This is a genomic window from Pseudothermotoga sp. U03pept (assembly GCF_051235805.1).
GTDB lineage: Bacteria > Thermotogota > Thermotogae > Thermotogales > DSM-5069 > Pseudothermotoga_B.
In genome coordinates, this window is the sequence record NZ_JBPNXV010000001.1 from 577959 (window position 1) to 604307 (window position 26349).

The following is a 26349-nucleotide window of genomic DNA, read 5'->3' on the forward strand; positions in this document are numbered from 1 at the left end:
AGTGAACAGCATCAAGAGCTCTTTGCCGCGTGTTTTTCATCGAACTTCAATATTTGTATTTAGATCTTGACAATTTCTAAAGTATAACCTAAAATATTTTTAGCCGAATAAAGGAGGTATCAAAATGTTTAATGCTCTTATGGCAAATATCGTAAAATTTTGGTTGGAATTTAAAAGGTACTACTTCAACACGATCTCAGGAGTTGCGACGCTTTTGATCTTTTTCTACTTCATGTTTTTCGGCATCAAGGCGATTGGTGGAGCGAATATCTCCTCGGGCGATACTCTTGAAGGCATGATCGTTGGCTATTTCATGTGGACGATGTTCATCTTTTCCTTTCAAGGCGTTGCATGGGGCATTATAGAAGAGGCACAACGTGGTACACTCGAACAGGTTTTCATGTCGCCAATCGCTTTTGAATACCAGATGCTCTTCAGGATGGTTAGTGACTTTATCTTCAACGTTTGGCTTGCAGTTCCTTTGATGTACTTTGTGGCATTCACAACCAAGAGGCAACTCAGCTTCGATTTGCCAACATTACTCTATCTACTCATTGTCGGTACTATCTCGGCTTTGGGGGTTGGTATGGTTTTGGGTGGCATAGCGTTGGTTTTCAAGAGAATCTCTTCATTCATACAGATAGTCACATTTGGATCACTTGCCTTCACGATGTTTGATAGTTCACAACTGTGGTACAGACTCTTACCAATGTCTCAAGCCGCACAGATGATGAAGAAGATGGCGACAACCGGCACTCGGCTTTATCAATTTCCTTTTTCAGATCATTTGCTCCTATGGCTCGCCGCAACGCTCTACCTCTTTGTAGGCATTTTGATCTTTCGAATCTTCGAGAGACATGCGATGATTTCTGGAACACTCTCTCAGTATTGAGGTGGTCGCGATGATAACGGTAAAGAACTTGGTGAAAAGTTATCCAAAACGAGGTTCTAAAGAAAGGTTGAAAGCTGTTGACAACGCCTCTTTTGAAGTGAGAGACGGCGAAATCTTCGCGTTGCTTGGACCAAACGGTGCTGGCAAGACAACCACCATCAAGTCGATCTGTGGCTTGATAGTGCCTGATAGTGGCGATATAAGGATTAAGGGATACGATGTGCTCAAAGAAAGGAAAAAGGCTCTCGAACAGATCAGTGCGGTGTTAGAGGGCAACAGAAATCTTTACTGGAGAATGACACCCATCGAGAATATGAAATATTTCTGCGGTATCAGGGGAAAGACGTTGAAAAGGACCGAAGCACTCAGAATATTGGAAACATTGGGGCTCTATGAAAAGAAAGATGAACTTGTTCACAAACTGTCGCGTGGTATGCAGCAGAAGGCGGCGATAGCGGTCTGTCTTGCGGCTGGAACCGATATTCTGCTCTTGGACGAACCAACCTTGGGTTTGGACGTGAACTCTGCCGTTGAATTTCGCAGTTTACTCAAGAATCTTCAAGTACAGGGCAAGACCATCTTGCTTTCGACACACGACATGGGTTTGGTCGAAGCCGTAGCAGACAGGGTCGCCATAATGAACAACGCAAAGATCGTCGTCTGTGAGGAAAAGAGAAAGCTCATAGATCTTTTCACCGCCCGTGGCTACAAAGTGGTGATTGAATCCAATGGTTCAACTGAAGAGAAGCTCGCAAGACTTGGTTTTACTGAATGGAACAAGGATGGGAATGCCATAGAGCTTCATCTCAATCTGTCTTCCTCTAAGGAGCTCTATGAGATCATGGAGAAATTCAGAGTCAATCAGATTGAAGTTGAGAGTATAGAGAAAGAACTCGTCAACTTTGAGAAGATCTTCATATCATACACCAACGGCAGTGCAAAGTCGTGATATAATCAGTAAAAGTGTAAGGTATTAGATCGAGGAGGGAGTCATGTGAAGCACCCGTTGGTGAAGAGTGCAGAGGACAGAATGAACAAAGCCATTGAAAAGATATCTGACGAGCTCAGAAAGATGAGGACAGGAAGGCCAACACCTGCGATTCTTGAAGAAATAAAGGTAGATTATTATGGTGCTGCGACTCCGATCAATCAACTTGCCACAGTCAGTATCTCCGAGGACAGGGCTTTGATAATAAAGCCCTGGGACAAATCGGTACTCTCTGCCATCGAAAAAGCGATCTTCACATCTGGAATTGGGTTAACACCACTGAACGACGGTAACGTGATAAGACTTGTTTTCCCCACTCCAACAACTGAGCAGAAACAGAAATGGGTTAAAAAGGTGAAAGAAATCATCGAGCAAGGTAAGGTAGCGATCAGAAATGTCAGAAGAGATGTACTCAAAGATCTAAAAGACATGGAGAAGGACGGTAAGATCTCGGAAGACGACGAGAAAAGACTTGAAAAGGAAATTCAAGAGATCACAGACAAGAAAGTCGAAGAGATGGATAAACTCTTCGAAAAGAAAGAAAAGGAGATAATGGAAGTTTGAGTCTTACACACCTTGCAGTCATAATGGATGGTAACGGAAGGTGGGCGAAAAAAAGGGGCCTGCCGAGGATCGAGGGTCACAGAAGAGGCGCACAAAAAGCTGAACAAATAATTGAGTGGTGTGCTGAACTTGGTATTAAGTACGTCACCCTCTATACCTTTTCCACCGAAAACTGGAGGAGACCTCCAGAAGAGGTGAACTTCCTTTTTGCCCTGTTGAGGCAGATGCTTTACGAAAAGTTCAATCGAATGATGGAGCAAAATGTGAGAATTAGATTCTGTGGAACGATGGAGCAATTACCCCAAGAGGTAGTTCAAGTTTGTAGAGATTTCGAAGAAAAAACCAAGAGCAACGAAAGAATTCAGGCTATCTTGGCTTTCAACTACGGTGGAAGGCGCGAGATAATAGATGCTATCAACAATGGTATCAAGAATGGTTTGAGGACCTTCAACGAGGACGATTTACGAAAATTCCTCTATCTTCCAGATCTGCCAGATCCTGATTTAGTCATAAGAACCTCTGGAGAGATGAGAATCAGCAACTTTTTGCTGTGGCAGATCGCTTACAGCGAGTTGTATTTCACAGAAACTCTTTGGCCTGATTTTTCAAAGGAAGATCTTCTGAAAGCCATTGAAGATTTTGAAAAACGTCAAAGAAGATTCGGGGGGTTATGATGTCAGAGACTAAGATCAGATTGATAACAGCTTCTATAGTTGCTCCATTTGTTGTTTTGTGCTTCATAAATTACAAGAGCCTGATAGGTTTGGTTTCAGCCGTTGTACTGCTCGCTTCTTACGAATTGCTTAACATGACCGTGAGAAGTTACGAACAAAGGGTATTTCTCTATTTTGGTGTGGCACTGAGCGTTGGCTTCACAACAACTTATGGAATACTGAAAGCTTCAAATGGTTTGTTGTTGTTAGCAAGCGCCTTTATCTTGAACAGCATCTTTTTTGTGATAACACTCAGAGAAATTTCTGAAGTTTTCAGCACGGTACTTGCTTCTGTTCTGTCGCTTCTGTACATAGCCGGTTGTCTTTCTTTCTTTTTCCCGATCTATCTGGAATTTGGAGCTGCAAACGCTTTACTGAATCTGACCGCGGTGTGGTTGTACGACACCGGTGCTTACTTTGTGGGAATAAGATTTGGGAGAATCAAGATCGCAACACAGATAAGTCCTTCAAAGAGTCTTGAGGGAATCTTTGGTGGGTTTTTGACAACTCTTGCATTTTGTGTTGTCTACAAAGCGATCTTTCAAGGAATCTTCAAAGCGAATGTAATGCCCTTTAAGTCTTTGATCATCTTCTCTATTGTTGTGGCGCTCTTCGACACCTTTGGCGATCTTTTCGAATCTGCTTTGAAGCGATATTTCAAACTGAAAGATTCAGGAAATGTTTTGCCAGGTCATGGTGGTATGCTTGATAGAATAGACGGTTTACTCTTTGTGACGCCTATCACTTATTTACTATTTTCGATAGGAGTACTTTGAGGAGGTTTGGTTATGAATTCAGATGAACTGAGAGAAGAGTTTTTGATATTTTTTGAATCGAAAGGTCACAAGGTGCTCCCAAGTGCTTCTTTGATTCCGAACGATCCTCAGTTGCTTTTTACTGTGGCAGGTATGGTGCCTTTCAAGCCGATCTTCTGGGGCAAGGTCAAGCCTGTTTACACCCGTGTTGCTACCTGTCAAAAATGCTTGAGGACAAATGACATAGACAATGTTGGTAGAACTCCAAGGCATCAAACCTTTTTTGAGATGCTTGGAAACTTCTCCTTTGGTGATTATTTTAAGAAAGAGGCTATTACGTGGGCTTGGGAGTTCGTCACAAAAATCTTGAAGCTTCCCGAAGAAAGATTGTGGGTGACTATATACAGAGACGACGATGAAGCCTTCAGGATATGGAAAGATCTCGTTGGAATAGAAGAGAAGAAAATAATACGCATGGGCAAAGAGACAAATTTCTGGGGACCTGCAGGACCCACAGGTCCTTGTGGTCCATGCAGTGAGATTCATTACTTCACAGGATCAAAACCATCTGATGATTGCACACCAGAGAGCTGCGAAGAGCAATTTTTGGAGATTTGGAACTTGGTCTTCACCGAATTCAATCAAGATGAAGAGGGAAGACTACACCCACTTCCTAAGAAGAACATAGACACCGGAGCGGGTCTTGAAAGAATTGCCTCTGCCATTCAGAATGTGAAGAGTAACTTTGAAACAGATCTCTTCAAACCTGTGATCTCTCGTATAGAGGAAGTTTTGGGTGTCAGATATGGTTTAGATGAAAGAAAAGACATCTCGATAAGGGTTATTGCAGACCATTCAAGGGCTGTGAGCTTTCTGATAGCCGACGGTGTCTTTCCATCCAATGAAGAGCGAGGTTATGTCTTAAGAAGAATACTCAGACGTGCTGTGAGACACGGTGTATTGCTCGGCGCACAAAAACCATTTCTGCACACCGTGAACGACGCAGTTATAGAGAGGATGAAAAAGGTCTACCCAGAACTCTCTGAGCGAAGAGAACTCATAATGAGTGTTACACAAGCAGAGGAAGAGAGATTTTTCAAAACAATCGTTCAAGGCAACGAGATGCTCAAAGAGATAATGGCAAAGTCCAACAAAAAGATAGACGGTGAAAGCGTCTTTAAACTGTATGATACCTACGGTTTCCCGCCAGATATCGTGGTAGATGTTGCGAGAGAAAATGGCTTAGAGGTTGATTTGAAAGATTTTGAAAGACTCATGGAAGAACAAAGGCAGAAGGCTCGCAGTGCGAGAAGTGATATAGAATACGCCAAGAGGACCGATCTTTACAACGAGCTCGCAAAGAGCTTCAAAACGATCTTTGTGGGTTACCAAACCCTCGATTGCGAAGCAGAGGTCATCTTCGTAAAAGACGATAGTTCAACACCTGAGGTGGTTTTCGACAAGACCCCCTTCTATGCCGAACGTGGTGGACAGGTTTCTGATGTAGGCGAAGTTCACTGGAATGATGGTTCTGCCGTTGTCGAGCATGTCTACATTCCGGTTGAAGGGATCGTAGCACATGTTTTGAGAATCAAAAGTGGTCAACTGCAAAAGGGTATGAAGGTCAAGCTGACAGTCGATGAAAAAAGACGCAAAGCGACGGCAAGAAATCACACGGCGACACATCTTTTGCACGCTGCTTTGAAAAAAGTCTTGGGTGAACATGTAAAACAAGCTGGTTCATTGGTGGCACCAGATCGACTGAGGTTTGACTTCACTCACCATCAGTCACTCACGAAAGAGCAATTAGAAAAAATCGAAGACTTAGTGAACGAAGTCATCTTGAACTCTCTGCCGGTGATAATCGAGGAAAAGTCTTACAAAGAAGCCATCTCTGAAGGGGCAATAGCGCTCTTCAACGAAAAGTACGGTGAAGTCGTCAGAGTAGTGAAGGTGCCACAGTTCAGCGAAGAGCTGTGTGGTGGTACTCACGTTGAAAATACGGGCAACATAGGTTTGTTCAAGATAATCTCTGAGTTTGCAATCTCTGCAGGTACAAGGCGAATAGAGGCAATAACAGGTTTCAACTCGCTGAACTATCTGAGAGACAACGAAAACTTAATGGAAAAGATCTATGAAAGACTCGATGCCTCTGGAAACGATATTTTGCTGAAAATCGATGGTCTCATCGAAAAGAATAACAATCTAAACAAAGAGCTACAACAACTCAGATCGAAGCTACTCATCTCTCAGTTGAGACAGACTCCCTCTGAACAGATCAACAACATCAAATTCTTGCACTGCGTCTTTGAGGAGATCGAGCCAAACGAATTGCGAAATCTTTCAGATGTAGCTGTTTCTGGCGAAAGTTCGTTGGTGGTACTTTTGTTCTCTGTTGGCAAAGACAAGGTCAATTTGATAGTACGTGTCACTCAAGATCTCACTAAGAAGATCAAGGCGGGAGATATAGCCAAGCAAGCCGCTCAGATTCTTGAAGGTGGCGGTGGAGGAAGACCAGAGTTCGCACAAGCTGGTGGCAAAAACACTGCAAAGGTGAACCAAGTTATAGAGTACGCCAGAAAGTTACTCCAACAAGGCTAAATAAGACAGTCCCTTTCTGATGTGGTTTTAACGTAGAGATCATCGAGTGCTCGTAACTGAGTTCATCTTTCATTGCACCTTTGTTTGTCATTCAAAAAGGTAACCCAATGTGTCTCTGAACACAAGCACGATTGTGTTCTTCAGATGCGGAGCGATCGTCTCAAGAAATCTTTGCGCCTTTTCGTTGGTTGTGAAAAGTTCGATGATTATGGGTAATTCGTGATCGATAATTTCTCTTGCCATCGTGTGTATCCTTCGGTCGAATATGTAGCCTTCGAACGCTTTGTACTCAACGAAATCTGTGATCTCCATCTTGAGTGCCATCTCTGCAATCACCTGGTTCAATGGCTTTTTCCTGAATGCCTCACACTTTTGATTTTCCTTCACATATATGCGTAGAAATGTTCCAACAACCTGCTGCATAACTCATCCCCCTCATTGGCTGAAATCTTAGTGAAGAAATCATTAGACTCTGATAATCAAATCAACGAGTTTCTTCCCGCCGAAGGCTCCAGCTAATCCTAAAACCACATTAATTGCTTCGTTCAGCACCGCTGCTGAATAGACTCCGCTGTAAAAAAGTGCCATCGTTTCATAACTCAATGTCGAGAATGTTGTAAGTCCGCCCATGATACCTGTTGTCAACAGAAGTCTTTTTGAAACACTCATTGGTACGTAAGTTGCGATTTCCATCACTACTCCGAGCAGGAAACTTCCAAGAACATTCGCAACAAGTGTACCGTAAGGCACATAGGAATTTGGATATTTTTCACTCAACCACAGTGAGATCAAGTATCTTGCAACTGAGCCTAAGAAGCCACCAAACCCAACAGCGAGGATTTTCATCAAATTCGATGAACTCAATTCAGTATCCTCCTCTTTGAATGTTCTCGCGCATTTCAAACAACAAAGAGTCTCAAAAGTGATACTTTCAGTATGGGAAATCACACACATTCCGCATTGAACAAAACCACTGAAAGGTAGCACTCAGCAGCAAAGGTTTGTTTCTCGACTTGTGTCGTCACAGCCTGATAGTCTTTGCTATGCAATAATATAGTATGCAAGAGGAACAATTGAGAAAGATGATGTTTTTTCGTTGTCAATCTTACAAGTAATGGTAATACTTCGTAAAGAAGAACAAGGGGTGGTAGGGTGACGTGGTTTCTTGATGAGAACTTCTGGAAAGATCTGTATGATTGGTTGTTTCCACCAGAGAGTTTTGAGCTTGCCAGCAAACAAGTAGAAAAGATTATCCAGATCACAGGGCTTCAAGGCGGCAGTGTACTTGATCTTTGCTGCGGACCAGCGAGGCACACTCACGAATTTGCGAAACGTGGTTTTTCTGTCACGGCAGTTGATGCCTCAGAGTTTCTTTTGAACAAAGGGAAAGAGCTTTGTTCTGGATTGACTAACGTGTGCTTTGTTCAAGCTGATATGAAAGATTTTGTTGAACCGAATCACTTCGACCTGGTAGTCAACATCTATACTTCCTTTGGCTATTTCAAAGACCACAACGATAATATGCAAGTCCTGAGGAACATCAGAAAGAGCTTGAAAGATGGTGGCAAGTTGTTGATGGAGATGGCTTCAAAGGAGATAGTTTTGAAAAACTACAGAGATTCAATGATCACCGAACGTGGTGAGAGTATGCTCATCGAGAAACGCAGTTTCGAGCCTGGGATGGCAAGGATGATAAACGACTGGATAATTCTCAAAGATGGTAAGTACAGAGTCTACAGATTAGAGCACTATCTTTATTCCGCACAGAAACTGAAGATGATGCTTCAAATGTGCGGCTTTAACGATATTGCTGCGTATAGATCGCTGGACAAAGATCCCTATGATCTAAACGCCAGAAGATTGGTTGTTTTAGCTCAGTAACGCTTTTTGAAAAGGTTCACCGAAAACAAGCTTGAATTTTCAGCCAGTTGTATTATAATGAGAATTAGTTTGGATCGGAGAGGTGGCCGAGTGGTCGAAGGCGCTTGCCTGCTAAGCAAGTGTTGGGGATTTACCCAACCGAGGGTTCGAATCCCTCCCTCTCCGCCAGGTTGTGCCCGTAGCTCAGCTGGATAGAGCGCCAGACTGCGGATCTGGAGGCCGGGAGTTCAAATCTCCCCGGGCACGCCAGAGCCTGCGATTTCAGTTCAAGAGCGCTCGCTGAAGCATAGGATCTGGAAGTTGGTAGATTTCGTTTCTCTCTGAGTTTTTCAAAGTTCAGCTCTACTCCTGCGACGTTAATCTTTGAGAGAACCTTCAAAACACTCATATTCACTTTCAGAATTGTGTCAAATTCCGAAATGAGTTTTCTCTCGAAACCATTTCTGTCTAAGGTGGTTATCTTGTCGTAGACTCTGCAATCTATCATCACTGTGTGGTATCTTTTCTGCTTCATCTGTTCTAAGAATACCTTCACAAGTGAAGTCTTGCCAACGCGCCTGATGCCGTTTATGAGAACAATTCTGCCCGTTTGAACGTAATTGGTGAGATCTTCAAGCTCCTTTTCTCTGTCATAGAGTTCTGCTCTTGAAGACTTTGGCGCCAAGGAAAAGTACGTTGCTCAACCCCCATTGAGTAACTCAAACCAGTTTGAGTCCATTATATCACGAAAATCATCTGCTTGCATCTTCTATAATAAGTCAACTGCAAGATTTTCAAAGTTTCTATCAGAAGCGAACAACAGAATTTTCACTGTTGATCCAAGGCTTAGTGATTGCCCCATTTTCTATCATCTTCGCCAAGGTGTGTCTAAAACCTTTTGTAGATACCCTTATCTCTTCTTTCTTTGCCACCGCTGTTGCCACCACAGAACCTGCAACGATCGTTCTTTCCCTGCCGGGCGGGATGATCTTCAACTGTCTTATTTCTTCATATGTTTTTGATTTCAAAAACTCTCTTGCTCTTTCGATCTCTTCTACACTGAGCATAACACCATCGAGCATGCCAAGATCCCATTTGCCAGCCTTTAACGCAGCCAATGAGACAAAGGACCCTCCGATACCAACTGGATTATGAAAGTCAGGTAATCTTTCGCTCACATAGTCCAATGCCTTTTCAAACTCTCTCGCACCAGGCAAGGAAAGATCAAAAAGAGAGTTGAGAGCATGTGTGCCCAAAGGTAGGCTTACAAACCAGTTCTTTTTCACTATCTCAAGACTTCCCCCACCCAGATCAAAAACAGTGAGATCCTTTTCGAAATTTGGATCTACACACATGTAGGTGAAATATGCCTCTTCTTCTTCTGATAGAATAAAGCCCTTCAAACCAAAAGTTTTCACCAGTTTCTGAAAAAGATCTTGCCTTTCACGAAAGACGGCGGTGCCAAAAGCGTAGATGGGAACCTTGACAGTCAATTCTTTTGTGATCTCTTCAAGTACACGACTTGCCCTTGCAAAAGCTTCTTGTTCTTCTTTGACAGCCTTCAGACCAACTTCGTAGACCTTTTCAACCAGTACATTGCCCTTGTCGTAAATCAGAATGATAAAGGAATTAGATCCAAGATCCAAAACTGCTGTCATTATGTATTACCTCGTACTGAATCGATCAAGTTCTCAATTGTCTTTATAACTTGCTCTCTCTGTTTGCCGTGCAGAGGCAATTTGTTTATGAATTCTTCAGCATAACAGTAAAAAGCATTCGTCATATCTGGGTGGTTTATCGCGAACATCCTAACCGGTCGATCTTTCTTGAAAACCACAACGCCAACCTGATCTTTAACGGCGACAGAAACTCCTTCACTCACCGTCTTTGGTGCAAGATAAAGATTATAGTTATCATACTTCTCCAAAAAGAAGATCACACTCTCTAAGTGTTCGACATACTCTTGAGGTGTGTAGAATAGCTCGATTCCAGCCTCTGGTAGTTCGATCGGTGTCTCTCCTGCCAGCAGTGAATCTAAAGATGGCAAGACTAAGACATGGGTCATCTTAGACTTTCTCAAATTTCTCTCGAAGAGACTCGATCTCTTTCTCCAATGAGCCATGATCTTTTCTTTCATTTCCACTCCGTGACGACTCAAGATCTTCTCGAGCAACTCCCCCGGCATAGTTGTGATCGATGGTGCGTAGCTTATCGTGAACCCACTGAATGGCTGTTCTTCAAAGTCTTCAAGGAGTGAGAACAACTCATCAGAACCTATTTGTGGTATTTCCATGAGTGGTCTGCAGGTGCTCAAAAATCTTTCGTACTCCTGGGCGAGTAATTCCACGATCTGTTTTTCTGTGATCAAGAAATTCACCGTTTGCTGCTCGGATTTTTCAAGCGTTGTACAGGTGAAAGCGGCGATCTTTGGTATGACAAAAAGTGTTCTTCTGAAGTAATGCTCTCTGTACTTTGGATTGTAATAAGGCATCACAGAGCCCGTCATGTAAAGTGGAAGCCAAAAATCTATTGCAGCAAGCATTTCTGTGATATCACGAGTCACCGTGTGGACCATCTTTACCTTCCAACCTTTCATGGCGAGGGTGATCAACGTGCCACCAAGGCGTGAAAGATAAGCCTTGTCATAGGCAAACCAATCTATTGCCTCATCACTGTACAGCAGCAATTCAGATGGTTGTGAGTTTCGAAGGGCAAAAGACAGAAATTTCAACACACCCCTTTGTTTACCCTCAACACCGTAGAAGATTTCGCATTCAACCTTTTGCCCACCGGGTAGCACCATCTCTCCTTGAATTTGAACAGATGGTGTTTTGAACATACCTATTTTGTTCAGAAAGCCGTCTATCAGATTCGTGTCTGGCATCGTGGCAGAACTAAGCCAGCTTTTGATTATATTCTCAAGGGTCTCTTTCTCAAGGCTTTGTACCGGCACTCCTGTTACTTCACAAATGGCGAGTTTTTGATAATCCCTTTTGGCACGTTCTGCAAAAAACAAAGCTATTTGATCTATGTGATGGCTTTCCCTCGTGGGCGTTCTGGTGCCGTTTCTCCAACGACTGACAAGCGAAGGATCAACCGAAAGAGCCTTCGCAAGAGCCGCATTAGACACACCGAGAACATTCATCAAAAGACTGAGTCGTTGTGAAAACTCCATCGTTACCCCCATTAATTCATTATATATCACAAATCTGATTTGTTCATCGACCTTTCGATGCCTTAAAAACTTTCTGCGTTCGAGCCGATCACATTCACTACAGTACCTCGAGCACTTCCACACAGCTTCTTTGATTTTCTTGGCAATATTACAGAATGACTTGTTCTCGCTCTCGAAAGGTGATTTACGAAGGACCGACAATTTCTTTTTCACGACATCGTGACAGATTTTGTCAATGACAAAGTGTTTTAGACAGGAAATATCTTTGAAAAATGCCTTACAGTATTGGCAAGAAGGTGGCGATTTGTCGACAGTTCGCAAATCTTTCAGGGTGTCTTTACGGCTGAGCTTTTTCAAGAATCAACTTTACCAAGTGAACATAAAGAGCAGTGAGATTCAATTCAAATGTCTTGAACAAGAAGATCAGAGTTTTTCCATACCTTTAGATCAGATAAGAAGTGTTTCCGTTTATGGTAATCCACCACGAGAGGTTGAGATATGCACCAACAACAGAGTTATCTTTGGAAACTTCAGAACAACAGGAATTGCACACAGAGCCATCGAGATCCTCAGGCAGGTTTTTGGCGTCAACTTCGTTCAAATCCATTCTTGAGAGGGGGAATAGTATGGTAGGATTTTCAGAAAAGATCAGCGATCCAGCGTATGAGAAGTACAGAAAAGCTTCGGCTAAGTGGGCTTATATCTTTGCGTCTATACTCGCAGTCGTCGCTGTGATAGGCTTTGTGATCTACGCTCAAAGTACCAGAGAATTGACTCTTCTACAAGGCTTTTTATACGGTCTTGGCATCGGTGGAATGTTCCTTCTTATAGCCTTTGCACAAGATCTCAAAAGGAGAAAAGACACCACTTGGGATGGCGTTGTGTTAGACAAGAAGGCAGAGCAAAAGGTGGAGAACGTGCGATCTGGAAACAAGATCAGGCGCAGACAGTACATGCTTTACACACTCAAGATCATGAGGGATGATGGGAAGACTTTCACACACAGAATGCGAGATAACAGCACCATCTACGATTATTACCAAGTTGGTGAAAGAGTTAGACATCACAAGGGCTTTTCCTATTACGAGAAGTACGACAAATCAAAAGATTCAAAGATTTTGTGTATAGCATGTCTTACCCTCAATGATATCCACAATGATTTTTGCAAGAGATGTAAAGTCCCTCTTCTGAAGTAGGTGAGGCGAATGAAAAATCGTGCGGCTTTCAGTTCCATCTTACCGATGATGTTCAATCCCAGTGCTTTCATAGAAACTCGTCTGAAGGATGCAAGCTTGTTCTTTTCGCTGCTCATCCCAGCTCTTGGCTTTGGACTTTTCTTCATGCAAACTGGCTTGGATCTCTTCAAAACGGGGCAAAAGCCAATGAACTTTGTCTACACCATCACTGGTGCAGGTGTTCTGTACGGCGCGTTGTTTGTACCTCTTCTGGGTGCTCTTGTCTGGATATTCTTGAAGATCGCTCGATCGAAGGTTTCTTTCAAAGAGACTATAAGCGCGATGTGTCTATCATACAGTAGTCTGCTTGTCTATACGCTTTTTGGAATGATCTTTTCTGTGCTTTTAAACTGGAGGACTTCTGTGGTATTTGGGACTTCTGGTGTGGTTTGGTCTATGGGCACCCTGATGGGGACGATTCGTCAGCTAAGTGGAGGCAAGACCGCACTCTCTGTTTTTCTGGCAACGATCTTTGGTGTGATCGTTCTTCTCAGTTGGTACTATCTGGGTAATCTTTAAGGGGTGAGATCTTGAGAAACTTGACTGTAGTTCTTTTGATGATAACTGTGATGATCCTTGCCGCAAAATCTTATGAAAAAGTCATTTTCAAGAGTGGCAGTTGGACTGTTTGCCAAGAAGAAGTAGAGGACAGGCAACTTTTGATCGTCGGCTATGAGGGGACAACCGATCTTCTGAGGACGTTTATCAAGCAAGATCAACCAATCAAGGACAGCGTTTCTTTCGATCTTTCATCCGATGTTGTTCTCAAATCGATCCACGTGATCTGTAGTTCAACTCAAAAGGTCTCTATAATAGACGCAAAGGGCAGATCTTATGAGATAACTCAATCACAATCGGTGGAAAAAGACCACTTTGTCTTTTTGCCACCTGGTGAAGTTGTGCTGAAAAAGGGAAAGTACACCTTGAGATTTTCAAATCCGCAGAGTTTAGAGAGAGATCTTCTGAGTTCTGAACCTGTGGTGCTCTTGACCGGCTATGACTACGAAGCTTGGAAAGAAGCCAAAGCAGAAGAGCTCAAAGATCAATCTGCCCAGGTTCAGGGCGAACCAGCACTTTTGGACAAACAGAGTGCTCAAACAAGCACCACACAACAGTCAAAGGTCACTCAACCCAAACCCATTGAGTTCACGTTGAACGAGTCTTCTTTTGTCGAGAAGGTTGCTATAGATTTGGTAGATTATCCAAAAGACCTCCCACAGACGAACATAGTGATAGTCGATAAAGCCTCGAAAGCCTTTGGACCATATTTTGTGAGTGATTTGGACAAAGAAAACGGTGTGATCTTTTTCAGCCCCAACGTTGTTCTACCTGCAGGAACTTACACGATAAAGATTTCAGACGAATCTGCCTTGAATTACAAATCCGATGGAAAACCAATCTTTGCCCTGAAACTCTTTCCTTACGATCCACCTTTTGATTTTACAGGAACCTACAAGATCAACTTTTTTGTGACGAGGGTCAGAACGTTGATGGGTGCTTCCGAGAAAAAAGCCTTAGACGTGAAAAACTTTGAAGTTGCTTTGATCGACCATACGGACTACGTAGAGTTGGTTGGAAGGATAGATCTAAGACAGGTTGTTGAACTGCTTGAGGAGCAAACCGGTAGAAAGGTTCAAGCAGAGTACACGGAGGTCTTTCCTTTTTCTCAGTTGTGTCAGATAACGGAAAGAAAAAAAGACAGTCTGACTTGCACCTTTAACTTGAGTTTTGATTTCACAAAGATGCCCGTTGTGAACAAGTTCATAGTGGGTGTGACTAATGCAACGGTTTTCTTGACCTTCAAGACGAGACCTGGCTTGACACCAGGTGTGACGATCTCCGGGAGCGCAAGGTATGTGAGAATAGACGATCCCCATCTCGGAACAGATGTCAACGACTATGTGATAAACGGAGATGGAGTGAGAATCTATGAACAACTTCCATACTTCGTCACTTACGCGATGAGCAAGAAATTTGGTAGCGCAGGAAACATTCCAGGGCCTTCCTCAGCAGAGCAAGCCGCAACAGGGCTTTTGTTTCCACCGCTTGCGGCTGTGATCGGTTATGCACTGCAAGAGCTTTTGAAGCCAAAGCCAGGTGGAGTTGCTGAAGTTTTCCAAGATTACACGAGAGCGAGCAGAGGCGCCGCGAGAAGGGCTGCAGCAAAGGAAGCTGCCGAAGCTTCACAGCCTGAAGGAGCCGCAGAGGGTGAGCAAGAAGTTGAAGCCGTTGAAGAATCAGAGTACGAGCCAGAGTACACCGAGGAAGTTTCGGAACCAGAATACGAGCCACAACCCACACAAGATCAATCGCAAGCTGAAACACCGGCTCCAGTGCCTGAACAGGTAACGATGGAGGTTCCCGTGGACATCTACGGCAGAAAGGTTCAGATAGTCTATGACCCAGAAACCGATGAATGGTACAACACCGAAACGGGCAACATCTTCAACGCTGAGTTGTACAACAACGTAGTCTTGCCGAATTTGGCAAAAGATAAAGCCTTTGTCGAGGCGCAGAGAGAAAAGATGCAGCAACCAACGAAGATAGAGCTGCCAGGAGAATCTAAAAAAGATAAACAAGAGGCGTACATTAGACGCTTGGAACGAAAGTACGGTGTGAGCAGAGACCAACTGAAGGACAAGATCGGCCAGACGATGGATCACTCGAGCGAAGATTATCAAAGGCACATGAAGGATGCCGATTGGTACGATTCGGCTGAAAAAGTGGCAACGGTGACTCAGATCGTTGCAGACAATGCAATCGACGGTCTTGCGAACTGCACAGGTTTTCCTGGAAAGATGGTCAGAGCTGTTTACAAAGGAGCCAAAGGTGTTGCGAGTGCTTCGGCAGAGGGGAATCTGGGTTTTGGTACTTTGATCAAAACAGGCACAGATATCGCGAGCGACTTTGTAGAGATGTCACCTTTCAAAGAAGCCATCTTCAAGACAGCTGGTTCGACCCTTGGGGGGTTAGTGGATGAGGGTCTCGAAGGTGCGAAAAAAAGCTTCGTAGAATCAGCGATAGACAACAGCTTCGAAGCACTTGCAAAAACAGCCTTCAAAGGTTACGGCAACGATGTGACGGCAACCCGTGGAAGTTGGTGGAACCCAGAGCTTTCATACCTCAAGATACCGACTAATCCGAGCAACGCAAAGATACTCACATCTTCAACCGGAAGGGATATCTCTCGCCTTGTGGCTGGAAAACTTGCTCGAGAGACGGCACAGACGACTGCGAAGACTGCTGGGGCATTGACGAGCGAATTTGCCGTTAAGCCAGTGATCTTGGGTGATTGAGAGGTGAAAAGATGAAATTGACTTTGAACGAAATAGGATATCTTTCAAAGATTTTTCAGAAAAAGAATGCGATAGGACTTCTGGCGAACATCAAGGTTGAGCCTAAGGGCGATGAACAATCTACGCTGACAAAAAAAGGCTTTTTTGAAAACGGGAACTTCGCGCCGGGCATAGAAGAGTTCCTGCGCATGATCTCAGAGCCAGAAAGATGTTGCAGGGTTTTGATTCAGAGTGGGTATTTATTCGTTGAGAAGTACAGCTATTGGAGAGAAGGAAAGCTGGTGCTGGCAGAGAACGATGCCGGTGAGGTTCTTTTCAGCTTTCCAGAGGATATGAAAAAGCTGACATACCAATTCATCGATCTGTTCGGTGGTTCCAATCTGAAGATCACCAATTTCGCACAATCCTTTTCAAAGGAAGAACTCTTCACCTTCTTCGCGCTCGTTGATCTTTACAGAAAAGACACCTTACAGCTCTATCTGAAAGAAAGTTCTGCCACTGAAGCCTTCACAATTGAAAAGATAACCGACCAGATAGAGAAACCTCTGAAGACAGATTTCGTTCAGATCCTCAAAAGCAATTACAAGCAGGTTGCACCTTTTGATTTGAAACAACCGCTCTCTAAGCTTCAGGAGAAGGGCTTGATAGAGATGAAAGATTCGATACAACTTTCCCAACCCGCACAGCTCATAGCTCGCAACATGCTTTTGGTTCGGTCAATAGCGCTCGCTGAAGTTTTCAATCTGAAAGAAAACACCCTCGCAGTTTTGAGTCTTGTCTTTCTGAACTGTTCTGTTCACGATGTACTCAGATTCCAGTTCCTGGAGAAAGAAGTTCTCGTGAGTGCTGTCTCAGTGAGAGATCAAATTCAGGAGTTGGAAATGGCTATGAAATGTCCAGATATCACCCCGAGGTAGGTGATCTTTTTGAAAGAGAGCATCTTGAAGTTCAGTAGGTCAAAAGGGTTTATCAGAGCACTGTCTTTTGCAATCTTTGGGCTGGTTGCCTTTTCTAAGCCTGCAAGAGAGATAGATCTTTTGAATGTAGTTTTGAGCGTCTCTATTGGTTTGTTCTTTGGAGGTTTGTATCATTTCTTTCTCTGCAGTTTTATGAAGCCTTTCAACAGAGATCTGAGAGACAAATATGGCAAGAAGGCTGTCAAAAGAGCTGCTCAGACTGGCATGGCTTATCTTTTTCCATTCGCAGCAGTTTCGCTAATCTCGAGATTTGTCCTTGGTTGGTCTTTGGTGACACCTTTGCTTTCAAGTGCCTTAGTGGTGTGTGCTTTCGCGGCAGCAAACTCTGTGAACATGCTCAAGGAAAAACCGCGTGTTGCGAATGTGGTTGTTGGTTTCTTGGTTGGCTCAATTTTTGCAACCTTGTGGGTCTATTACTCTGCCTTTGCAGCGAAACTACCTATCTACGCCGAAGGTGGCATAAGGCTTTTGCATCTGTTTTTGACGAACTTTTTCAAGACTTGAATTTATCAGAGAAAGCCATAGGTCTGCTTGGTTGTTAGCTATTTTATATAGATCACAGTTCATCTGCTAAGTAATTGAGACAGTGAAGATGCCGTTCGAAGGTTCTGAAAAGATGGTAAGATCTTTATAGGTTGGACAGCTGCCGACTGCGAGGTCAGCTCTTCCCCTCTCAGCCTTCTTCTGTTCAATCTATTCAACTTCGTTCAGCAGGTGAAAAGTTAATAGGTTCATCGAATCTGAGAGGAGGCAAGAGCCATGAGAAAATGGCGCACATGGTTGATTTTGGCAGCAGTTTCATTTTTCTTGTTCAACTGTTCCCCACCTCTTGTAGAAACACCTTACGATATCCAAGGCACGGTGAAACTTTCAAGCGGCACACCGCTTGAAGAAGTCACCATCACCGCAGGAACAAAGACAGCAACGAGCGATCCTAATGGTAACTGGACGATCAGTGGTTTGACTGGCTCAGTCACGGTGAGAGCCCAGAAGAAAGATTACTACATCGTGGTTGCTGGAACTGTGAATCCTTCAAAGAGCGTCTCGAGTGCTTCGACGATCGATTTCACAGCGTACGCCGAGAACGAAGAGTTCGCTGGTGGAAGCGGGACTGCAACCGATCCGTGGATCATCGTGAACGTGCGGCAGCTGGACGAAGTAAGACACTACATCAGTGATTCCACACCGAGGTACTACAAACAAATCAGAGACTTGGACTTGAACGATTTGAAATCGAAGGTCAGTACAAGCGAAGCAAACTGGGAGCCCATAGGTTCAGAAACGATCCCGTTCCATGGAAGCTACAACGGCATGGGTTTTTCGATAAAGAACATGGTCGTTTTGACGAGCACTGGGTCTACTGAGAAAACTTCCGGTCTTTTCGGCTACGTCAACGAAGCAACGATCACCAACCTTGTGTTGGAGAATGCACAAGTTGACTGTCCGGATGCCTCCGACGCAGGCATCTTGGCTGGAAGGATCGATTACAGCTTTGTGGACAACGTGGGGATAGTCAATTCAAGAGTATCTCAAGGTTCATACATAGGTGGTTTGGTTGGATTTACAGAATTTTCGACCTTTACAAATTGCTCTGTTCAAGCGATCGTGAATTCACCGCAGGATAATCCTTCTTTCAGCGTTGGAGGATTTGTTGGTGAAGCAAATACTTCGAGATTTGAAAACTGTCGAGTTGAGGCAAGCAAAATAACTGGTAAGTCCGAAAAATTAGGTGGTTTTACTGGAGAGTCGGACACGAACATCTTCCAAAACTGTCACTTTGAAGGCACGATAGAAAATGCCACGGCAACGTACGTCGGTGGTTTCGTTGGCTGGGCTGAACAAGATGAGAATCTGGCTGAATATGCTTTCGAGAGTTGTTCTGTCTCAGGTTCTTTGAGTGCACAGAGAGACACATTGGTCATGACTATGCTCAGAATAGGTGGCTTTGCTGGTTACATAGCTGATTCAAACAGAATCTCCTTTGTCAACTGCGTAGTTGGAGCGGACATAGAGATTCCGCAGAACGGTTTCACAGCGGGAGGCTTCTTCGGTGAAGCTTTGACGTTGCACAGATTTTACCAGTGTGGTTTCGAAGGCTCTATCACAGGTGACAACGAGGAGTCTCCAACCATAGGTGGGTTCGGTGGCTTTGCTGAAAACACTTCAGGTATAAACGATGAAATGACGATAGAACAGTGCTATACGAAATTCTCTATCGCTCAAAATCTCTTGGGAGCCGAGATGGCAGGTTTTTTAACCATGACGCATGGAGACAGAGTGGCTATTAAGGATTGCTATGCGAAAGGTACGATACCTGGTGTTAGAGTGGGAACTACTACTCAGTCCGCTGGGTTCGTTTGGATGAACACAACAGATTCTGTGCCAGATATCAAGTACAGCTATGCAGCCGTTGCGGTGACAGATTATGGATTTGTGTTCAATTTTTCCTCTGATACACCGCTTCAAGTCACAGATTGTTTCTGGGACACAGATTTGGCACAAACAAGTAGTGACGAGTCAACGGCACAAGGAAAGACGACCAGCCAGATGAAGAATCAGAGTACTTACACAAACTGGGATTTCACAGATGTATGGAAGATCAATGCAAGCAAGAACGATGGTTATCCTTATTTGAGCTGGGAAGACGAATTGTAAAGTGGCGCTTTCAAAAGCCGCTGGAGGGATGTTCCAGCGGCTTGTTTTTTTGGTACAGTTTATCTCGAGGTGAGCTGAGTGAATGAAAACTTCAAACCCCTACGCAGGAAAGATCGGGCACTGAGTGAAGATAAAGCTCTGGAGATACTGTCAAAATCAGAGTATGGGGTTCTCTGCGTCTTCGACGGTGACTATCCATACGGTGTGCCTGTGAACTACGTCTATGAAGATGGTTTCATCTACATTCATTCAGCGAAAGAAGGACACAAGATCGAAAGTATAAATTCTTTTAACAGAGTCTGCTTCACCGTCGTTGGCAGTTCACACGTGGTACCAAAGGAGTTCTCAACTGCTTACAAGAGTGTAGTTGTCTTTGGTATGGCAAGGATACTGTGCGGTCAGCAAGCTGTTGAGCCGCTGAGAAAGATAGTAAGAAAATACAGTCCACAGCATCTTGACGAGGCAGAGAAGATCATTGAAAAATATTTAGACCAAGTGGTGATAATACAGATACAGATAAAGCACCTTCAAGGTAAAGCAAATCTCTCTTTTTAACCCAAAACAGCAAAAGTGGTTGATTGTTCTGGACATTCTTTGTTTCTGGCAAGATCTCAAGGCAAATTCACTACCTATTACGCGTTTTCTCTCGCCGCTCATGTTCAGTCGTTAGAAAGAATCTATCGATTAGGAGTATTTAACGGTGATGAAGAAAAATTAGGCAGGAGGATAATCTTTGGCAGAAAAGAAGGAAAAAAAGAAAGGCAGACTGAAAGCCTTCTTGAAGATTTTATTGATAGCCAGCCTTGTGGGCGTTACTGTGCTCATCTATGGTTATTTTGCGTTCGAATACAACAGATTGAAAGGTTTCTCTTTCAATCCCGTACAGGATTGGAGAAGTTATATATCTTTTCTCATGTCGAAGATCCCCTTTGTGAACAGGTATGTGAAGTATGAACCGTTGCAGATACTCACCGCGCAAGAATACTTCCAAGAGATATCAAGGAGCGCAGCTTTGAGGGCTCAGCAGATACTTGATGAAGCGAGAAAGACCATGGTTCAAGCGCAAGACCAATTGAAGGTAGTCGAAGCAGAGAGGCAGACAGTATTGAAGATGAGAAAGGAATGGGAAGATAAAATGCTTCAAGTGGAAGCGGCGCTGAAAAGACTTCAAAGTCCAGACGATATAAAGAAGATAAGCGAAACAATTTCTAACGCAGATCCTGCGGCGATAGCTCCAGTGCTCGCCAGCGATGAGTACTCTGTTGATTCGATTGCCGCTGCACTTGTTTATCTTTCATCTGATTTGAGAGCTGATCTGCTAACCGAACTTGGAAAGGTCAACACAGCGAAAGCAGCACAGGTGATGAACAAAATAGCATCTGTAGAGAATATCATCGGCGACTTGAGAGAAAAGGAAAAACAGCTCGATCAAAGACAAAAGCAGCTCACTAATGAACTGTCTTCTTTGATCGATGCGGGTTTGATAAGAGAGCTTTCAGTTCAATCTCTGAAAGAATTCACCAATGATGAAATCCTTCAGATGATCGACTCGCTTTCACTGGATGAAAATTCTGTTATGGTAATGCTCTCTTTTCTCGATTCAGAAAGATCCAAGGAGATCTTGAAACAGATCAAAGAGCAGAAACCTTTACTCTTTCAAAAACTCGTGCTCAAGGGGGTGAGCCTATAACAACCCAACCGGTTTCAAACAGTGATTTCGCTGAAAAGAAAGCAGTTAAATCATCTTCGAGTGTGCCTTTTGCCGTGATTCTTCAACTCGTGAAATCAAAGGCTCAGAATGGGCAACTGCCGCCTGCCAACTTCGTGAAGGTTGAAAACACCTCGAATCAACAACAAACTCAGCCTAACTCGGCTCAAGAAAAGGGAAACAAAAACATTGAGATAAACAGCGATATAAAACAAAAAGCTGCAGAAACCTTTCAAAGCCAGCAGAAGAATCTTTCAGATCAAATGACTGTGAACTTTATAAACAAAGAAAAAAGCGATGAAGAGTCTGCTGAACCTTTAGGCAAAGAAGCACTTGTCGATAGAGTAGTGAAGCAACAAGATCAAAGACCACAAGAGCTGCAAAAGCAAGTTATCGAGTTACCCACGGCGAAAAAAGAGTTTGTCAAAGTGAGCGAAGGTGAAAACAAAGATCAGAGTTTGGTACAAAAGAATCCATCACAGAGCACGCAGGCTGAATCCAAAAAGCTCAGTATTCCTGTTATAGAGACCACACAGACTCAACAAAAGACTGTTGGTGAAACAGTTACCGGCAGATCCTTTCAAGCCGCTGTGCAAATAAAAGCACCTAAAACAGTTCAGTCTGAGAAGAACACCTCGGCGGCTTTTCAAAAGGTTGAGCAAGAAAAGATCGTTGATCAGAACAGCAAAACTGATGTGATCTCAAAAAGTGTCTTGAATACCGCAAAAACGACAGATCAAAAGACGACTCAGAGCAGTTCAAGCACACAGAGTTTATCGGTGAAGGAAGCAAGAATTGTTCAAGAAAAGTCGTCTCAGAATGATCAAATGAGTGCTGTTCAAGAAAAAGCATCTTGGAACAACTCAGTGAATGTGGGAAGATCAAATGTGCAGCACACCGCTCTTGTAAAGGAAGATATCAAGAAAACAGAACCGGTGAAAGGTGTGAAAAATACCGCCCAATCATCCAAGATGCCTGAGAGTAGCACACAAAAGATCGTTCAAGAAGACTTCGTGAAGGCAGAGCCACAGATAGTTAACCTTGAGAACTCTGAGAAAACAGATGTACCAAAAGCGATCAACATAGAGCAGTATCAAGGGGAGATTAAAAAGCCTGACTTTAAGAAGACTTTGAACACAACCTCAGATAAAGAAATAGCCACACAAAGCACCGCCAAAAACACTACTAACGTACAGAAAACAATCGATGCATCTCTGCAAGGTCAACAAAGACTTGTGCTGAGCAGAGAGATCATCGAGTATCTGATGAGCCAACCACAAAATGCTTCGCAAGCAATTCAGAACACAAAAGAAAAAGTATCTTCAGCTGTGAAGCAGAGTGGAATACTCGCACAGAACATAGTTTCGAACAAACAGTCTTATGAACGATCAATTGAACAGACTCAACAAGGCGGGCTCACCTTCAAACAGGCTCAGGTGATTGTGAAAAATGCAATCTTACAGATTCAAGACAGCACCAGTGAGTTCAGCCAGTTCAAACAGATAAAAAGAGAGATCCCAGATCAACTCAAGACCTCACAGCCCATCAAGATAGAGAACTTCAAGCTTGAGATCGCAAGAGATTTGAAAAAGGAAACACCGCAGGTATTCGAACAGCCGCGAGCTGAAAGACTCGAACAAACAGAGCACGTCAGAGAATTGCTCAACAACAGAAGTGCTCGAAAGACTTATGAAACAGAGCACCAGCAAGTAACTCAGACACAACAAGAATTCAGAAAGGACATAGACTCAATCGTGGTTCGAGTTGAGCAACAAGAGAGAGCTTCAAATCTTCAGACGATCGTCGACACTATAAGACAGATGCACAACACAACAACTGAGAAGGCTGTAGTCGATCTGTCGCCACCGAATCTCGGAAAGCTTGAAATAGAGTTGGTCAAGCAACAAGAAAAATTGGTCATTACTTTCAAGGTTGTCACAGACGAGGCAAAAGAGATGCTTGAAAAGAGCTCGAAAGATTTGATTTCTAGGCTGAACACAATCGGTTTCAAGGTCGAGCAGGTTGAGGTCAAGACCTTGCCAAAAACCGAAGAAGACTATTTGAGCAGAGATCAGCAAGAGCAAGAACAAAATCAAGAGAAAAGACACAAAAAGCAACAAGAGGAGGTGAAAGAAGATGATAAGCACGATTGACTATTCTTACACCACTTATTCGACAACCCAAAGAAAGGCGAGCAACACACTCGACAAAGACGCCTTCTTGTTGTTGCTCATCACGCAGTTGAAGAACCAAAACCCACTCGAACCAATGGACAACAAAGATTTCATAGCACAGCTCACGCAGTTTTCTACACTTGAACAGATAACAAACATGACGAAATCGATCCAAGACTTTCTCACACTTCAAGAAGGTGCACTTCAGGCTCAGGCGGCATCTTTGATAGGGAAATATGCCGTTGTGCAAGTCAATCAAATAACCGTGAAGAGCGGAACAGCAGAAAGCATTGTTTTCGAGCTGGACGAAGCGGCTCCTGTTGTTGTGAGGATCTACGATTCAAACGGAAATCTTGTAAGGGAAGCTACCTCGAGCTCTCTTGATGCAGGTGCGCACGCCTATGTGTGGGATGCAAGAGACAGCAGTGGTCTGCCTGTTTCAGATGGCACTTACACCTACACGGTGTCGAAGATAAACTCCGATGGCAGTGAAACAGAGATAGGTGGTGTTGAAGGAGGAAAGATAGAGTCTGTGAAGTTCAGAGGCAATCAGATCTACGTCTACGTGAATGGCAGAGAATACCCGCTCGCTTCGATCGTTGAAATTATGGAGGAGGGTGATAATACATGATGCGCTCGATGTTCAGCGGCGTTGCTGGAATGAGAAATTTCCAGTATGAGATCGATGTAGTCGGCAACAACATCGCCAACGTGAACACAATTGGTTTCAAAGGTTCTCGCGTAACCTTTCAAACGGCGTTGTCTCAGACTCTGAAGGCTTCAAGAAGCGCACAGAACAACATAGGTGGAACGAATGCAATTCAAATTGGGCTTGGTTCACAGCTCGCAACGATCGACAAGATCATGACCCAAGGTTCTTTCCAAAACACCGGGAATGGAACAGATCTTGCCATCGAAGGGGATGGTTTCTTTGTACTGAGTAACGGTAGCCAGTATTTCTACACGCGTGCCGGTGCCTTGACGGTAGATTCTAACGGTACTCTTATTCAGAGTTCCACAGGTCTTAAGGTTCAAGGCTGGAGAGCGATACAAGATCCAACCACTGGGACACGGTATGTGGATTCAAACCAACCCATAGGCGATATAACGATAAGTGCGGGTATGACGATGCCGGCGAATGCAACCACTGCAGCATCAATCGCTGGAAACCTCAATTCGAGGGTTGGTCCAATACCCTTCTCGATGAACATCACAGACACTACAAGCAACACCGATTACGATGTGAGGTTTGTCTTTTCCAAGACATCAGGTGATCTTGTAAGGCAGGCTGATCCATTCTCAAAGTCGCAGAGCTACACCTGGGATGTCTACGGTGAGGATGGAAAGGTGAAGGCGGCTGGTTTCATAGTGATCAACGAGTTTGGTAGGGTGGAAAGTTCAGGAACTGCCTTTAGATCAAACCTGACTGCTAATGATGATCAGTTAACTCAAGAAGATTTCAGCACTGTTCCAACCGATGGCACCTACTACACGATTGTGAAGGATGAGAACGGGAACGTGGTTCATGAAGGCAATGTTACAATAGCTGGTGGAAATTTTACAATAACTAATACAAACATAGATCAAGGACAAAGATATTTCGTCATCTTTGGCAACGCAAGTGCAGGTGATGAAATCACAATTGCTGGTGATGCCACGATCTCGATACCAACGGCAGGTGAACCACGTTTCTATGAATCAGACAATCCTTCGAATTTCTCAACTTTGCAGTACGAAAGCCCAAAGTACGTGACAGCCATTCAGATGTACGATTCACTGGGCAATCCCTACTCGGTGTACTTTGAGTTCACCAGAATTGGGCAGTTCGGAAATATGCAAAACGCATGGCTTTGGAGAGCTTATACATCAAGTGGTGAACCAATAAGTTATATCGACGCGAATGGAAATGACAACGATGTGACCGGTTCATATGTTGGTGGAATTATAAACTTCAACGAGTCTGGTAGGATCAGTGGGATGTACGGTGTTACCTGGAATGGTTCTAAGCTTTCAGTAAGTAATACCGAGCTTAGAACTATCAAGTTTGACGCAACACACATGGGCGACAGCACCGTTCAAGCGACGATCGATTTCACCTCTTTGACTCAGTTTTCAGGCAGTAATTCAGCGGCTTTCAACTATCAAAACGGCAATGCACTCGGAACATTGCAGTCTTTTGCGATAAATGAAAACGGAGAAATCATCGGCACCTTCACCAACGGTTTAACAGATATCTTAGGGCAGTTAGCCTTGGCTGTCTTCAATAACCCGGCTGGCTTGAACGATCTTGGCAACTCTCTGTACGTGGTATCTCCAAACAGTGGACTTGCCCAAATAGGAACTGCAGGAAGTGGTGGAAGAGGTACATTGATACCAGGAGCACTTGAGATGTCAAATGTCGATTTGGCAGAGGAGTTCACCAAGATGATCATTGCACAGCGTGGCTTTCAGGCAAACGCAAGGGTCATAACAACGGCAGACACCATTCTTGGCGAACTTGTTGCTCTGAGAAGATAAGGTGAGGGTGAATGATCTGGTTGACGCACCTGCGGGGTAAACAGTTTGTTTTGAACGCTGAAATGATTGAATCAATAGAAGCTTTGCCTGACACGACGATCACACTCTTCAACGGCAGAAAGTACATCGTTCAAGAGAAGGTCGAGGAGGTAGTCTCAAAGGTGATAGAATACAAAAAGCAGGCATATCCTGTGTTAGATATTTTGAAATACTTGCCTCGATAGCAGGTAGGTGATTGG

The 26349-nt window shown here is 43.8% G+C and carries 24 protein-coding genes, 2 tRNA genes and 1 pseudogene; 22 read left to right on the forward strand and 5 right to left on the reverse strand.

The annotated features are described in order from the left end of the window. Positions 1-124 precede the first annotated feature (124 nt). Genes ACSFC1_RS02885 through alaS form a run of 6 tightly spaced genes read left to right on the forward strand, consistent with a single transcriptional unit; the run spans position 125 to position 6513 of the window. Positions 125-892 (forward strand): ABC transporter permease, encoded by a 768-nt coding sequence (locus tag ACSFC1_RS02885; RefSeq protein WP_435564625.1) that lies wholly within the window; start codon positions 125-127, stop codon positions 890-892. Positions 893-902: 10 nt separating this feature from the next. Continuing rightward, positions 903-1841: an ABC transporter ATP-binding protein gene (locus ACSFC1_RS02890; protein ID WP_435564626.1), complete on the forward strand. Its 939-nt coding sequence runs from the start codon at positions 903-905 to the stop codon at positions 1839-1841. Positions 1842-1886: 45 nt separating this feature from the next. After that, positions 1887-2444, forward strand: a complete 558-nt coding sequence (gene frr, locus ACSFC1_RS02895) for a ribosome recycling factor (RefSeq protein ID WP_435564627.1) — start codon at positions 1887-1889, stop codon at positions 2442-2444. Next, positions 2441-3118 carry a polyprenyl diphosphate synthase gene (uppS, locus tag ACSFC1_RS02900; protein WP_435564628.1) on the forward strand — a complete coding sequence of 226 codons (678 nt, stop codon included), beginning with the start codon at positions 2441-2443 and terminating at the stop codon, positions 3116-3118. The genes frr and uppS overlap by 4 nt, the downstream gene beginning before the upstream one ends. Further along, positions 3118-3933 (forward strand): phosphatidate cytidylyltransferase, encoded by an 816-nt coding sequence (locus tag ACSFC1_RS02905; RefSeq protein WP_435564629.1) that lies wholly within the window; start codon positions 3118-3120, stop codon positions 3931-3933. Before uppS ends, ACSFC1_RS02905 begins: the two co-directional genes overlap by 1 nt. Before the next feature lie 12 nt (positions 3934-3945). After that, positions 3946-6513: an alanine--tRNA ligase gene (gene alaS / locus ACSFC1_RS02910; RefSeq protein WP_435564630.1), complete on the forward strand. Its 2568-nt coding sequence runs from the start codon at positions 3946-3948 to the stop codon at positions 6511-6513. Between the two features lie 87 nt (positions 6514-6600). On the opposite strand, the gene ACSFC1_RS02915 is transcribed toward alaS, so the two are convergent. Further along, entirely contained in the window at positions 6601-6936 is a 336-nt protein-coding gene (locus ACSFC1_RS02915) for a DUF190 domain-containing protein (RefSeq protein ID WP_435564631.1), read from the reverse strand. A gap of 42 nt (positions 6937-6978) precedes the next feature. Beyond that, positions 6979-7377 carry a fluoride efflux transporter CrcB gene (gene crcB / locus ACSFC1_RS02920; RefSeq protein ID WP_435564632.1) on the reverse strand — a complete coding sequence of 133 codons (399 nt, stop codon included), beginning with the start codon at positions 7375-7377 and terminating at the stop codon, positions 6979-6981. Between the two features lie 288 nt (positions 7378-7665). Here crcB and ACSFC1_RS02925 point away from each other — a divergent pair, with 288 nt between their 5' ends. The 3 genes from ACSFC1_RS02925 to ACSFC1_RS02935 all read left to right on the forward strand — a co-directional run bounded on the left by ACSFC1_RS02925 (position 7666) and on the right by ACSFC1_RS02935 (position 8643). Beyond that, positions 7666-8394: a class I SAM-dependent methyltransferase gene (locus ACSFC1_RS02925; RefSeq protein WP_435564633.1), complete on the forward strand. Its 729-nt coding sequence runs from the start codon at positions 7666-7668 to the stop codon at positions 8392-8394. Between the two features lie 76 nt (positions 8395-8470). Continuing rightward, positions 8471-8562 (forward strand) — tRNA-Ser (locus tag ACSFC1_RS02930). Positions 8563-8566: 4 nt separating this feature from the next. Further along, positions 8567-8643 (forward strand) — tRNA-Arg (locus ACSFC1_RS02935). Positions 8644-8719: 76 nt separating this feature from the next. Here ACSFC1_RS02935 and ACSFC1_RS02940 read toward each other — a convergent pair. From ACSFC1_RS02940 to ACSFC1_RS02950, 3 genes and pseudogenes are all read right to left on the reverse strand, one after another. Continuing rightward, positions 8720-9058: pseudogene (locus ACSFC1_RS02940) on the reverse strand (ATP-binding protein); the annotation flags it as partial. Positions 9059-9179: 121 nt separating this feature from the next. Beyond that, positions 9180-10031 carry a Ppx/GppA phosphatase family protein gene (locus ACSFC1_RS02945; protein ID WP_435564634.1) on the reverse strand — a complete coding sequence of 284 codons (852 nt, stop codon included), beginning with the start codon at positions 10029-10031 and terminating at the stop codon, positions 9180-9182. After that, entirely contained in the window at positions 10031-11548 is a 1518-nt protein-coding gene (locus tag ACSFC1_RS02950; protein WP_435564635.1) for a helix-turn-helix domain-containing protein, read from the reverse strand. The genes ACSFC1_RS02945 and ACSFC1_RS02950 overlap by 1 nt, the downstream gene beginning before the upstream one ends. A 265-nt stretch (positions 11549-11813) precedes the next feature. On the opposite strand from ACSFC1_RS02950, the gene ACSFC1_RS02955 reads away from it, so the two are divergent. The 13 genes from ACSFC1_RS02955 (at position 11814) to ACSFC1_RS03015 (ending at position 26334) form a co-directional block, all read left to right on the forward strand. Next, positions 11814-12161: a hypothetical protein gene (locus ACSFC1_RS02955; RefSeq protein ID WP_435564636.1), complete on the forward strand. Its 348-nt coding sequence runs from the start codon at positions 11814-11816 to the stop codon at positions 12159-12161. Between the two features lie 13 nt (positions 12162-12174). Then, positions 12175-12744, forward strand: a complete 570-nt coding sequence (locus ACSFC1_RS02960; protein ID WP_435564637.1) for a hypothetical protein — start codon at positions 12175-12177, stop codon at positions 12742-12744. Positions 12745-12753: 9 nt separating this feature from the next. Further along, a complete protein-coding gene (locus ACSFC1_RS02965) occupies positions 12754-13302 on the forward strand; it encodes a YIP1 family protein (protein WP_435564638.1) in 549 nt (182 codons plus the stop codon). Positions 13303-13313: 11 nt separating this feature from the next. Further along, a complete protein-coding gene (locus ACSFC1_RS02970) occupies positions 13314-16079 on the forward strand; it encodes a hypothetical protein (RefSeq protein ID WP_435564639.1) in 2766 nt (921 codons plus the stop codon). An 11-nt stretch (positions 16080-16090) separates the two neighbouring features. Beyond that, positions 16091-16996: a hypothetical protein gene (locus ACSFC1_RS02975; protein ID WP_435564640.1), complete on the forward strand. Its 906-nt coding sequence runs from the start codon at positions 16091-16093 to the stop codon at positions 16994-16996. Positions 16997-17005: 9 nt separating this feature from the next. Then, positions 17006-17560 carry a hypothetical protein gene (locus ACSFC1_RS02980; protein ID WP_435564641.1) on the forward strand — a complete coding sequence of 185 codons (555 nt, stop codon included), beginning with the start codon at positions 17006-17008 and terminating at the stop codon, positions 17558-17560. 255 nt (positions 17561-17815) lie between these two features. After that, entirely contained in the window at positions 17816-19711 is a 1896-nt protein-coding gene (locus ACSFC1_RS02985) for a carboxypeptidase-like regulatory domain-containing protein (RefSeq protein ID WP_435564642.1), read from the forward strand. Between the two features lie 78 nt (positions 19712-19789). Next, a complete protein-coding gene (locus ACSFC1_RS02990) occupies positions 19790-20266 on the forward strand; it encodes a pyridoxamine 5'-phosphate oxidase family protein (RefSeq protein ID WP_435564643.1) in 477 nt (158 codons plus the stop codon). Positions 20267-20444: 178 nt separating this feature from the next. Then, entirely contained in the window at positions 20445-21401 is a 957-nt protein-coding gene (locus ACSFC1_RS02995; protein ID WP_435564644.1) for a hypothetical protein, read from the forward strand. A gap of 74 nt (positions 21402-21475) precedes the next feature. After that, complete coding sequence (locus ACSFC1_RS03000; protein WP_435564645.1) at positions 21476-23572, forward strand: flagellar hook-length control protein FliK; 2097 nt, start codon at positions 21476-21478, stop codon at positions 23570-23572. Then, the gene (locus ACSFC1_RS03005) at positions 23556-24224 is read left to right on the forward strand and encodes a flagellar hook assembly protein FlgD (RefSeq protein ID WP_435564646.1); all 669 of its coding nucleotides are present in this window, start codon (positions 23556-23558) and stop codon (positions 24222-24224) included. The genes ACSFC1_RS03000 and ACSFC1_RS03005 overlap by 17 nt, the downstream gene beginning before the upstream one ends. Further along, positions 24221-26110 (forward strand): flagellar hook protein FlgE, encoded by a 1890-nt coding sequence (locus tag ACSFC1_RS03010; RefSeq protein ID WP_435564647.1) that lies wholly within the window; start codon positions 24221-24223, stop codon positions 26108-26110. Before ACSFC1_RS03005 ends, ACSFC1_RS03010 begins: the two co-directional genes overlap by 4 nt. An 11-nt stretch (positions 26111-26121) precedes the next feature. Then, positions 26122-26334, forward strand: coding sequence for a flagellar FlbD family protein (locus tag ACSFC1_RS03015; RefSeq protein ID WP_435564648.1), 213 nt, complete (start codon positions 26122-26124; stop codon positions 26332-26334). Positions 26335-26349 lie beyond the last annotated feature (15 nt).

Excerpts from the sequence above, each read along its gene's own strand:
- ACSFC1_RS02885 (WP_435564625.1), top strand. The coding sequence starts at position 125 with ATGTTTAATGCTCTTATGGCAAATATCGTAAAATTTTGGTTGGAATTT.
- ACSFC1_RS02890 (WP_435564626.1), top strand. The coding sequence starts at position 903 with ATGATAACGGTAAAGAACTTGGTGAAAAGTTATCCAAAACGAGGTTCT.
- ACSFC1_RS02905 (WP_435564629.1), top strand. The coding sequence starts at position 3,118 with ATGTCAGAGACTAAGATCAGATTGATAACAGCTTCTATAGTTGCTCCA.
- alaS (WP_435564630.1), top strand. The coding sequence starts at position 3,946 with ATGAATTCAGATGAACTGAGAGAAGAGTTTTTGATATTTTTTGAATCG.
- ACSFC1_RS02915 (WP_435564631.1), bottom strand. The coding sequence starts at position 6,936 with ATGCAGCAGGTTGTTGGAACATTTCTACGCATATATGTGAAGGAAAAT.
- ACSFC1_RS02945 (WP_435564634.1), bottom strand. The coding sequence starts at position 10,031 with ATGACAGCAGTTTTGGATCTTGGATCTAATTCCTTTATCATTCTGATT.
- ACSFC1_RS02950 (WP_435564635.1), bottom strand. The coding sequence starts at position 11,548 with ATGGAGTTTTCACAACGACTCAGTCTTTTGATGAATGTTCTCGGTGTG.
- ACSFC1_RS02960 (WP_435564637.1), top strand. The coding sequence starts at position 12,175 with ATGGTAGGATTTTCAGAAAAGATCAGCGATCCAGCGTATGAGAAGTAC.
- ACSFC1_RS02965 (WP_435564638.1), top strand. The coding sequence starts at position 12,754 with ATGAAAAATCGTGCGGCTTTCAGTTCCATCTTACCGATGATGTTCAAT.
- ACSFC1_RS02975 (WP_435564640.1), top strand. The coding sequence starts at position 16,091 with ATGAAATTGACTTTGAACGAAATAGGATATCTTTCAAAGATTTTTCAG.
- ACSFC1_RS02985 (WP_435564642.1), top strand. The coding sequence starts at position 17,816 with ATGAGAAAATGGCGCACATGGTTGATTTTGGCAGCAGTTTCATTTTTC.
- ACSFC1_RS03005 (WP_435564646.1), top strand. The coding sequence starts at position 23,556 with ATGATAAGCACGATTGACTATTCTTACACCACTTATTCGACAACCCAA.
- ACSFC1_RS03010 (WP_435564647.1), top strand. The coding sequence starts at position 24,221 with ATGATGCGCTCGATGTTCAGCGGCGTTGCTGGAATGAGAAATTTCCAG.
- ACSFC1_RS03015 (WP_435564648.1), top strand. The coding sequence starts at position 26,122 with ATGATCTGGTTGACGCACCTGCGGGGTAAACAGTTTGTTTTGAACGCT.